The sequence below is a fragment of the Paenibacillus sp. AR247 genome (genome assembly GCF_002968895.1).
GTDB lineage: Bacteria > Bacillota > Bacilli > Paenibacillales > Paenibacillaceae > Paenibacillus_AQ > Paenibacillus_AQ favisporus.
This window is the reverse complement of record NZ_PCZT01000023.1, coordinates 157,945-167,206: the sequence shown is the minus strand read 5'-3', so window position 1 is coordinate 167,206 and position 9,262 is coordinate 157,945. Positions and strand designations below refer to the sequence as shown.

Below are 9,262 nucleotides of genomic sequence, written 5' to 3'. Positions count from 1 at the left end.
CGTGCAGCATAAAGCGCGTAACGCCCACGTTTTTGCGGAGATGGATGATCTTCCGGGCGACCGTCTCCGGATCGCCGACGTACAGGGCGCCTTCGAAACTGCGGGCGTTGTCGAAGCTGTTGCGGTCATAATGGCCCCAGCCCCGCTCTCGTCCCAGCACATTCATGCTGTACTGGGTGAAGGGAGAACAGGTCGGCGGCCTTCTCCGTATTCTCGGCGATAAAGCCGTGCGAATGGGAGCCCACCGCCAGCTTCGACACGTCGTGGCCTGCGTGGGCAGCCGCCCGCTTGTACAGCTCCACCAGCGGCGCAAACTGCGTCGGTCTGCCTCCGATAATGGCCAGCACCAGCGGCAGGCCCAGGAGGCCGGCACGGATGACCGACTCCTGATTGCCTCCGCTGCCGATCCAGACGGGCAGCGGATCCTGAACCGGGCGCGGATACACGCCCAGGTTGTGAATCGCCGGGCGGTGGCGGCCCTCCCAGGTCACCTTTTCCGAAGACCGAATTTTGAGCAGCAGCTCCAGCTTCTCGTCAAACAGCTCGTCGTAATCGTTCAGATCGTATCCGAACAGCGGGAACGATTCGATAAAGGACCCCCGGCCCGCCATAATTTCGGCGCGTCCGTTTGAAATCCCGTCGACCGTGGCAAAATCCTGAAAGACCCGCACCGGGTCGGCCGATGACAGCACCGTGACCGCGCTGCTGAGCCGGATTCGCCGGGTCTGCGGTGCAGCCGCCGCCAGCACGAGCGCCGGCGAGGACGCGGCATAGTCCTTCCGGTGATGCTCGCCTACTCCGAATACGTCCAGCCCCACCTGATCGGCAAGCACAATTTCCTCAACTACTTCGCGCAAACGCTGCGCGTGGCTGATGACCTCACCCGTCTCTACGTCCGGTGTCGTTTCCACAAAGGTACTGATGCCTATTTCCATGGGATCCCCCTAGTTCAATAGATTGGTATACTCTAACCGACCGCCGCAGCGGCCTACTTTTTCTTAATTGCGTATATCTTTATATTGAACTATTTTCGGGTCCATTTCAAGCCTTCCCGCAAAAATCCCCATTCGCCTTCCTGCTCCATCCCCGGTCAACGTGCGACGGTTCTAAAATACCGGTACACCCGGTCCAGCTTCGCCTCATGCTTGCCCTTAGGACTTTCCATATTTCCGAACTCAAAAAATTTGACCCGCTTGATGCCTACGAACCGGAACAACGCCTTCCGCATCAGCACTTTGTGTGCGTTATTCAGCCACAACAGGGGATATAGCGCCGGCCCCTTCATGGAGGAGATGCATACGACCGATCTGCCCTTCAGCAGCCCTTCCGGCAGCAACCCGCCCTTGTCCCTCGTAAGCGAAGCCCGAAGCAAACATCTGGTCGATGAATCCGAGCAGCATGGCCGGCGGCCGGCCCCACCAAATCGGGTAGACCAGGACGATTTTATCCGCCCACAGCAGCATCTCCCGATACTTCTCCAATGCGGGGTCCTTGTGCATATCCCGTCTCCGTTTGGTCTCATTGAAGATCAGAACCGGATTAAAGCCCTCTTCATAGAGGTCGAGCGTCCGGATTTGCGAAACCGCCGGATTCTCACGGCTGCCTTCCAATACTTTCTGCAGAAACGAATAACTTAAGCTTTGATGATTCGGATGCGTGTAAATGACCAGTACCTTCATCGTGCCACCCCATTTACTTATCATTTGATAACCAAATCCTACCACGCCGGCAATTTAGTTGTCAAATGATAATTGTTTATTGATAATAATTTTGATATGTTCGTGAGGAAGAGGTGGTGACATCATGGATGAAAATAAGCTTTTTGACAAGTTGATTGCCTTTACGGCCGCCGTACATCAGGTCAAGCACGAAATGACTCAAGGCATCAAACCCGAGGGTATTACACCGGTCCAGTACAGCATGCTCGAATACATCGCCGTAAGCCAGCCGGTGACCTTGAGCCAAATCAGTGACTGCCAGCAGATGTCCATGCCGAATACGAGCCGGGAAATCAAGAAGCTGTGCGACAAGCAGTTATGCGAAAAATACGATGACCCCAGTGACCGGCGCAAACAGTATGTCCGCCTGACCGGCGAAGGAGAGCGTGTGATGAAAGAGGCCTTCGGCCACATCGGCGCACGGTTCCTCACCCGGCTGCAGGACGCTTCCGAGCAGGATCTGCAGCAGATCGTTCATGCGATGGACGTGCTGCACTCCCGGGTATTTTATACGGATAAATGATGATGTGAAATGGCCTGTATGATCTCAGGATTATGAAAACATGGTTCTTTCCATACACGCAAAAAAGGCGCCTGTCTCCAGGCACCTTTTTATAAACGAAGTATATATACTCGGCAAGTCTGCTGCTTCCTGCCTTACCCTTTAATCCGCTCAGCCGCTTCCTGCAGGGCTTGAACTACCTTATCGCACCAGCTGTCGAACTCAGGATCCTCGGACTGGTGCTCCGGATGGGCCAGAATATACTGCACCGTCTCCTTAATGCCCTGATCCACCCGTGTGGTCGCCACAAAATCGGGAACGAGCCGCTTCAATTTGGCATTGTTAAAGACAACCGTATTGGCCTTGTCTCCCAGCAGGCTGCCCCTGAAATCCTCCTTGCTGCAGGCATCGAGGAACTCGGATGCGACATGAACCGCATTCAGCTTCACGCCCAGAGCGTCGGCGATAATCTCGTAAATCTGGTTCCAGGTGACCGATTCATCCGATGTAATGTGCACGGACTCGCCGATCGCATGGATGTTGCCCATCAGGCCGATAAAGCCTTTGGCAAAATCCCGGTTATGTGTCATCGTCCACAGCGACGTACCGTCTCCGTGAATAATGACGGGCTTGTTCTCCAGCATCCGTTTCGCCACCTGCCAGCTGCCCTTGCTTCCGTGCACGCCAAGCGGTATCGAGCGCTCGTCGTACGTATGGCTTGGCCTTACGATGGTGACCGGAAAGCCCTGCTCGCGGTACTGCTTCATCAGGTAATCCTCGCAGGCGATCTTGTTCCGGGAATACTCCCAGTATGGATTGGATAGCGGAGTTCCTTCGGTGATGAGGTAATCGGATAAAGGCGACTGGTAAGCCGAAGCCGAGCTGATGAACATAAACTGCTTCGTACGGTCCTTGAACAGGCGGTAATCCCGCTCCAAATGCTCCGGCACAAAGGCGATAAAGTCGGCCACCACGTCAAACTGGAGATCGGCGATCAGACCGGCCACCTGCTCCTCGTCGTGAATATCCGCCTGGATGATATGAGCCCCTTCCGGCAGGGCATCATTCCGGTGTCCGCGGTTCAGCAGGTACAGCTCGCAGCCCTGCGCCAGCAGCTGCTTCGTAATGGCGGTACTGATCGTTCCTGTTCCTCCAATAAATAGCGCTTTCATAAAAAGACACCTCCATCAAGATGGTCTAGAAACTTTTGGATTCCTTAAGCCCATCCTAACGATAACACGGGAATGCCTGCCAGACAATCAAGAGAAGTAACGATGCAGACTCTTTTTCATTTCCGCTTTCTGTGCGGCAAACTGTGTGTGCCGATGGCCGTTGGCCCCCGAAGGGTGGGGAAGGCCCCATAGGCACTGCCCGGCGTCCAGCACTCCCTCCTCGGCCAGAAGCCGGAGGACGCCTTCCACGGCTATTCCAAGCGGAATGATGAAGGGGCGATCCGGAAAAACGCTCAGCTCTTCGGTGATGCTGGCTAGCGCCGTGCCCCTTAGACTTGGAGTCCCCATCAGGCTCGGGCGGCTGCCGTTGTAATTGGCCCGGTTGACGAAGACGGGATAGCGGAGCACCGAACTGGTATGCAGCAGCTCCCGCTCTGTGCCAAATAAAGCCTCACTCGTGCGGATCCCCAAATACTCCGGCATCCCCAGCTCGTCCAGCATGGAGATCAGGTTCGCGCGCAGACTGCCGGCAAAGCTGGCCGCCTCCTTCGCCTTCCGGCACACCGCCTCATCGACCAATCCTTGATCCATGGCATGCCGCGCCGCTTCATAAGCGATTCTCATCTGTGTAAAGCCCGGGGTCAAGCCCACGATAAATAGGCTCGCGGATGAATGAACATAATCATTATGCGGAGCGTAAAATGTCTCTACAAGGCCGTCTGCCGATAGACGCAGTTCCGGAATCAGAAGATCCTCCCGGGTGAGCCGCCCGTCTGCCGGCAGTGACCGAATGGCACGTCGGAACGTGCTCAAAGCACTTGATAACAGCAATATCATCCCTCCAGTTATGCCGGTACGCGGGGATATGTTCGCCTGCTGTGCATACCTGATCCCGAACGTTTTCGGAAGCGGCTCCCCCGCTTGTTATCCTTTTCCTTGCCCCGCCGGTTAGGACCCATCCCCTGCGATCACCTCCAGCGAGTTCCCCAGGGACTGTAGCAGGTTGCCGGCGACCATCATGTCGTTCACTTCCTTGCTCGATGCAGAACTTCTCAATCTGGCGGTTAGTTCCGCCTGCGCGGCATTGGCAATCGCCTGCATCGCATTACCGATAAGCTGCAGCTTCTCTCCTTCCTGCTGCTGCTTTTTGCGGGATGAGAGCACTTTCGTCTGGCCAATGGCCGCAACGTTGGTCCCCCATGCCTGGAGCCAAGCAAACGCCGCAAGCTGCTCCTGAATCTTCCTTTGCTGTGACCGAATCTTTGATCGCATCGTATCCCTTCTTTCAATCTACAATCTACGAGAGGTCTCTACTGCTATAACATACGCTTCTCTAGCACGGCCCGCCGATGGCGTATGTCCTTCCCGGTGCGGCGCCTGTCCGATTGCTAAGGAAAAAGAGGCTTGTCACATGGACAAGCCTCCTGCAATTTCTAATATTGTTTACCGATTCTTACCCATCTCCGCCTGCTCATAGCGCCGGGCGAACCAGGTGGCAAGGAGCGAGCCGGAAATGTTGTGCCACACGCTGAATATCGCGCTCGGCACGGCGGCGACGGGGTTGAAATGAGCCGCGGCGAGCGTCGCCCCCAGGCCCGAATTCTGCATACCGGTCTCAAACAAGATCGCTTTGCGTTTGCTCAGGTTCATGCGGAAGAGCTTGGCAAACAAATAGCCAAGAGCATACCCGAGCAGGTTGTGAAGAATGACGACCGCAAAAATCAGCAAACCGCTTTCGATGATTTTGGTGCGGCTGCCGGCCACGACGATCGCCACAATCAGCACAATGGCCAGGGTGGAGACGAGCGGGAGTGCCTGAGCGCTGGCTTCGGCCTGCTTTTTAAACAAGGACTTCACGATAACCCCGAGCACGATCGGCAGAATGACTACCATCAGAATGTCCTTGATGAGTGCACCGGCATCGACCGGCATCCAGCGGCCGGCCAGCAGGCTGATGAGCGCAGGTGTAGCCAGCGGTGCGATAATGGTAGACACGGAAGCGATGGATACCCCGGATACCCCCACGCGCAACATCCCCTTTCGCGAGCAGCGTCATCACATTGGACGAAGTGCCGCTCGGGCAGCATCCGACGAGGATAACGCCTACGGCGATATCCGGCGGCAGGTTTAGCACCAGCGCCAAAACATAGGCCAGCAGCGGCATAATGATGAAATGGCCAACCACGCCGATCAGCACTTCGAGCGGCCGGCGGAAAACTTCGCGAAAGTCGGCGGAGGATAAGGTCAGCCCCATGCCGAACATGACGATTCCCAAAAAGATCGAAATGTAGCCCTTTAACGGGATAAAGACATCAGGTAAAAAAAGCCCAGACAAGCAAACAGAATGACCCAAACCGAAAACGTGCCACCGACAACCTTGCTCACTTTTGCAACAGCATTCATCTCTCCGAACCTCACTTCTTGTGTAATAAAAATCATTCTACGACAAAACCCGTAAATCGTCTACGAATTCCGGAGAATTGGAGAGGGTTGCTGTTGCAGGAATGTACTGGGCAAAGGCGCCTTCGTTTTTTGTATAGCGTGTAACGAATCCTGTTGATCGGGGTCTTATAACTGACAAGGAGGTGAATCGCCTGGAGGATCTTCAGCAAATCTACGATCAATATTTTCAAGAGGTATACCGTTTTGTACTCTCGCTCTGTCGGGATGAACACATTGCCGAAGAGATTACCCAAGAGACGTTCTATAAAGCGCTCAAGCGGATCGACACCTTTCAGGGGACATGCAAGATCAGCGTATGGCTATGCCAAATCGCGAAGAATACATATTTCTCGTACTGGGAAGGGCAAAAGCGTTATCCGCGTGCTGAACCGGAGACAGATCCCGTGAGCCAGCTGAATGTGGAACACAAGGTTATCCTGGATTCGGAAGCGCTGCGGATTCACCGCATTTTGCACGAACTCGGGGAGCCCTACAAAGAAGTATTTACGCTGAGAGTATTTGGCGAATTACCCTTTGCGGACATATGCAGCATATTCGGCAAGACGGAGAGTTGGGCACGAGTGACTTTTCACCGGGCTAAACAGAAAATTCAGAATCGCTATCAGGAGGAGGAACAATGAACAAACCTTTTATATCATGCCAAGTCATTCAAGACTTGCTGCCGTTGTATCACGACGATGTGTGCAGTCCGGATACCCGTAAGCTGGTCGAAGGCCATATCGAGCTTTGCCCGGATTGCCGGTCCGTATTAGAAAAAATGAAGGATAATCTGATGCTGGGTCCGGAGACCACCCGTGAACATCAAACCCAGGCCAGCAGCCTTCGCCGGATCGCCGCGTACTGGAACCGCTCCAAGGCCGCCGCTTTTATCAAAGGACTAACCATTGCTACCGTCGTTTGCGGGCTGCTGTTCGGAGGCTACCTGTTATTAACCGGTTGGAATATCCGGAGTGTACCCACCAAAGTAATCGAGGTTACAGACGTTGGCCTGATGAAAAACGGAACCATCGCGTATCACGTCAAAATGACCGATGGCTATAACGTGAAGCAAGTCAGCTATCATCTCGATGAGAACGGAAATTTTTATATGACTCCCCTTCGCCCGGTCATCAAATCGAAGGCCTTTGCCGATATTGGCCTGGCGAACACGTATTACTGGATCAATCTCGACGAGCAAAAAGCGAATCATGACCCTGACGGCACCGGAGCTGAGATCCAAGTGGTTTATTTGGGGACCCCGGAGGATCATATCCTCATTTGGAAAAGGGGCATGATGCTGCCACCCGCCAGCGAGGCTGCAGAGGATCAGCTCGCTACGAACGAATGATTTCGTTTCATTAATTTACCAATGCTGAAGAACAAAACCAATTGCCCTCCCTCTCGTCCAACTATACAGGGACTTCTTGGTAAAGATACCCGCCGGTAGTCCCTGTTCCTATACGGTTCATCATCCACGAACCGTTAATCCAGTTGAAGCAAGGTGATGATAACATGATGAGAAAAAAAGGGGCGGTTCTTGCCGGCCTGGCCGCCGCCATGATCGCAGGCACGTCGGTCTATGCGGATGCCGCTCCGGCGTCCTCCAAGCCGATCGCCGTCTATCTGGACGGCCGGCAGCTGCAGACCGAAGTGCAGCCGCTGAATGTCGGCGGCACGGTACTCGTGCCGATGCGCGGCCTGTTTGAGCGCCAAGGGGCCAAGCTGGCCTGGGATAACGCCACGAAGACGCTGAAGGCCACCAAGGGAGGCACCACGCTGACCTACCGGATCGGCGAGCATACGGCGAATTTGAACGGACAAGCCCTCGAATTGACAGTGCCCGGCCAAATCTCCGGCGGATATTCCCTCGTGCCGCTGCGCTTTGTGAGCGAAGCGCTGGGCAGCGAGGTCGCTTGGCAGCCGGATGCGCACACGGTGCGGATTACTTCCAAAGTTTCGCTTGAGACTTCTATCCGCTGGGGTGTGAACCTGCGGAGCAAGCCGGATTCAGCGAGCGATGCAACGTCACTCGGCATGCTTGCCGCCGGACAGAAGGTGCATGTCATCCGCGAGGTGAACGCCCTCTGGCTGGAGGTGGAGACGGAAAACCATCAAACAGGATACATATCGGCCAAGCCGAAATATACCGACTATGCCAGCGCCTCGCTTGCCGACATGCAGGCGGACGAGCTGATCGCTTACGGTAAGAAGTTCCTCGGGACCCCTTACGAGTTCGGAGCTTCTCCGGACCAGACCAAGACATTCGACTGCTCTTCCTTCGTCAAGCGGGTTTACGAGGATGTGCTGTCGGTCGAGCTGCCACGCGTGTCCTACGACCAGGCGAAGGCCGGCAAGGAAGTGTCCTTAAGCGATCTGCGCAAAGGGGACCTGCTGTTCTTCAGCGCCCGCGGGCTGGATATCGGCCACGTTGGCATCTATATGGGTAATAATCAAATTCTGCACACATACTCCAAAGAGCTCGGCGTTCACGTCGAAGCCTTTGACGGCCAGTGGAAAAAACGGTTCGTCACGGCGCGTCGCATTCTGTAACCCGGATCATCAATGGAAGCCAGGTTACATCACTTCACACCGGCTGTAACCACACAAAAAAGGGGATGTTTCCAGGTTTATCAACCCGGGAACATCCCCTTCCTGCATAATATTTATTTATTTGCCCACATGGCTTCCATTTCCTCCAGGGACTTTCCTTTGGTTTCCGGTACCGCGCGCCAAGTAAACACGAAGCAAATCAGCGACATGACGCCGAAAATCCAGAAGGTAGCCGCCGGGCCTGCCGAAGACAGCATCGGCGGAAAGGCTTGGGATACGACGTAGTCGGCGATCCACAAAGCCATCGACGCAATGGCCGTCGCAATGCCGCGGACCCGGTTCGGGAAGATCTCCGAAATGAGGACCCATACCACCGGTCCGAGCGAGATTGCAAAGGCAGCAACGTAAATCAGAATAAAGATCAGGACCAGCGGGCCGGAGGTATGTCCGGTCTGGAACGCCGTTCCGATGACGGCCAGACAGATCAGCATCGCGGCCGACCCAACCAGCAGCAGCGCTTTCCGTCCTACTTTATCGATTAACCAAATGGCCAAAATCGTGAAGAGGACGTTGATCACGCCGACAAAGATCGTCTGGATCAGCGCCGCGTTCGTGCCGGCACCGGTCTCTTTAAAGATTTCAGGTGCATAATACAGCACTGCGTTGATGCCGGTTACCTGCTGCAGAATGGCCAGGCCGATGCCCACGATCATTGCCATGCGGAGGCCCCGTCCGAACAGCTGGCGGATCGATCCTTTTCCTGATTAAAGGATTCCTTGATATCGCGCACTTCCTGTTTTGCCAGCTCTTCACCGTGAATTTTGAGCAGGACCGGCAGCGCTTCGGCTGCGCGTCCTTGCTTGATCAGCCATCTTGGG

Annotated in this window: 7 protein-coding genes and 4 pseudogenes; 4 read left to right on the top strand and 7 right to left on the bottom strand. The window is 55.0% G+C overall.

Annotation, left to right across the window (positions count from 1 at the left end; genetic code table 11):
- A pseudogene (locus CPT76_RS29795) lies at positions 1 to 935 on the bottom strand (LLM class flavin-dependent oxidoreductase); the annotation flags it as partial.
- Positions 936 to 1,090: 155 nt separating this feature from the next.
- A pseudogene (locus tag CPT76_RS29790) lies at positions 1,091 to 1,679 on the bottom strand (NAD(P)H-dependent oxidoreductase).
- Positions 1,680 to 1,803: 124 nt separating this feature from the next.
- Between CPT76_RS29790 and CPT76_RS29785 the strand changes: the two are divergent.
- Positions 1,804 to 2,241: a MarR family winged helix-turn-helix transcriptional regulator gene (locus CPT76_RS29785; protein WP_105445443.1), complete on the top strand. Its 438-nt coding sequence runs from the start codon at positions 1,804 to 1,806 to the stop codon at positions 2,239 to 2,241.
- Positions 2,242 to 2,375: 134 nt separating this feature from the next.
- On the opposite strand, the gene CPT76_RS29780 is transcribed toward CPT76_RS29785, so the two are convergent.
- The 4 genes and pseudogenes from CPT76_RS29780 to CPT76_RS29765 form a co-directional block, all read right to left on the bottom strand.
- Positions 2,376 to 3,392, bottom strand: a complete 1,017-nt coding sequence (locus CPT76_RS29780) for an SDR family oxidoreductase (protein ID WP_105445442.1) — start codon at positions 3,390 to 3,392, stop codon at positions 2,376 to 2,378.
- An 87-nt stretch (positions 3,393 to 3,479) separates the two neighbouring features.
- Complete coding sequence (locus CPT76_RS29775; protein WP_105445441.1) at positions 3,480 to 4,223, bottom strand: hypothetical protein; 744 nt, start codon at positions 4,221 to 4,223, stop codon at positions 3,480 to 3,482.
- A gap of 117 nt (positions 4,224 to 4,340) precedes the next feature.
- Positions 4,341 to 4,664, bottom strand: coding sequence for a DUF6944 family repetitive protein (locus CPT76_RS29770; RefSeq protein ID WP_105445440.1), 324 nt, complete (start codon positions 4,662 to 4,664; stop codon positions 4,341 to 4,343).
- 171 nt (positions 4,665 to 4,835) lie between these two features.
- Positions 4,836 to 5,795 (bottom strand): annotated as a pseudogene (locus CPT76_RS29765) (bile acid:sodium symporter family protein).
- A gap of 182 nt (positions 5,796 to 5,977) precedes the next feature.
- Here CPT76_RS29765 and CPT76_RS29760 point away from each other — a divergent pair.
- The 3 genes from CPT76_RS29760 (at position 5,978) to CPT76_RS29750 (ending at position 8,384) form a co-directional block, all read left to right on the top strand.
- Positions 5,978 to 6,475 (top strand): RNA polymerase sigma factor, encoded by a 498-nt coding sequence (locus CPT76_RS29760; RefSeq protein WP_308737692.1) that lies wholly within the window; start codon positions 5,978 to 5,980, stop codon positions 6,473 to 6,475.
- Positions 6,472 to 7,182 carry a zf-HC2 domain-containing protein gene (locus CPT76_RS29755; protein ID WP_105445439.1) on the top strand — a complete coding sequence of 237 codons (711 nt, stop codon included), beginning with the start codon at positions 6,472 to 6,474 and terminating at the stop codon, positions 7,180 to 7,182. The genes CPT76_RS29760 and CPT76_RS29755 overlap by 4 nt, the downstream gene beginning before the upstream one ends.
- Before the next feature lie 164 nt (positions 7,183 to 7,346).
- A complete protein-coding gene (locus CPT76_RS29750; RefSeq protein ID WP_105445438.1) occupies positions 7,347 to 8,384 on the top strand; it encodes a C40 family peptidase in 1,038 nt (345 codons plus the stop codon).
- A 113-nt stretch (positions 8,385 to 8,497) separates the two neighbouring features.
- Here CPT76_RS29750 and CPT76_RS29745 read toward each other — a convergent pair.
- Positions 8,498 to 9,262: pseudogene (locus CPT76_RS29745) on the bottom strand (sugar porter family MFS transporter); the annotation flags it as partial.

What these genes read in the sequence shown, in the direction of transcription:
- CPT76_RS29785 (WP_105445443.1), top strand. Translation starts at nt 1,804, where the DNA reads ATGGATGAAAATAAGCTTTTTGACAAGTTGATTGCCTTTACGGCCGCC.
- CPT76_RS29780 (WP_105445442.1), bottom strand. Translation starts at nt 3,392, where the DNA reads ATGAAAGCGCTATTTATTGGAGGAACAGGAACGATCAGTACCGCCATT.
- CPT76_RS29770 (WP_105445440.1), bottom strand. Translation starts at nt 4,664, where the DNA reads ATGCGATCAAAGATTCGGTCACAGCAAAGGAAGATTCAGGAGCAGCTT.
- CPT76_RS29755 (WP_105445439.1), top strand. Translation starts at nt 6,472, where the DNA reads ATGAACAAACCTTTTATATCATGCCAAGTCATTCAAGACTTGCTGCCG.
- CPT76_RS29750 (WP_105445438.1), top strand. Translation starts at nt 7,347, where the DNA reads ATGATGAGAAAAAAAGGGGCGGTTCTTGCCGGCCTGGCCGCCGCCATG.